This is a genomic window from Rhizobacter sp. P3_B12 (assembly GCF_056402895.1).
In genome coordinates, this window is record NZ_JBFUGN010001630.1 from 1 (window position 1) to 722 (window position 722).

1 protein-coding gene is annotated in these 722 nt (G+C 75.2%); it reads right to left on the reverse strand.

Annotation, left to right across the window (positions count from 1 at the left end; all coding sequences use genetic code 11):
* Positions 1 to 722 (reverse strand): diguanylate cyclase domain-containing protein (locus AC1D01_RS37340; protein ID WP_477874952.1); only part of this gene is annotated, 722 nt, incomplete at both ends.

A 722-nucleotide genomic window follows, 5' to 3' on the forward strand; every position in this document is an offset into this window, starting at 1 on the left:
CCCGTCGGTGCCGTAGATGGCCGCGCCGACGCTCGCGCCGCCTTCCACGCGCCGCCCGGCCTGCTCGTGCGGCGCCGCCAGCACGTCGACCACGCGCTGCGCGAACGACGAGACATCGTCCGAGCCGCGCACGCCGCCCTGCAGGATCGCGAACTCGTCGCCGCCCAGGCGCGCGACCAGGTCGAACTGCCGCACCACATCGCGCAGCCGGCCGGCGACGGCGCACAAGGTGCTGTCGCCGGCGGCCYGGCCGTGCGTGTCGTTGACCAGCTTGAAATGGTCGAGGTCCAGGCACAGCACCGCGAACTTCGGGCCGCCGGCGCGCGCACGCGCCTCGGCCTCGCTGAGCGCCGCCGTGAAGCTCGCGCGGTTCATCAGCCCGGTCAGCGGGTCGTGCTCGGCCAGGAAACGCACCTGGTCCTCGGCCTGGCGCTCGCGCCGCGCGCGCACGAACCACTGCCACAGGCTCAGGCCGAGCAGCAGCGCCAGCGCCAGCGCCACCGCGATCGCCACCCGCACGAAGGCCGCCGCGATGCGCGCCGCCCGCTCGGCCTGGTCGACATACACCTCGACCACGCCGCCGACGTTGCCGTGCGCGCCCTGCACCGGCACATAGGCCTCGCTGTAGACGCGCGGCCGGTCGGCGCGCTGCGACTGCCGCAGGTAGATGATGCTGCGCCCGCCGAGCACCAGCTCGCGCACCTCGGGGCTGCGGGCCAGCG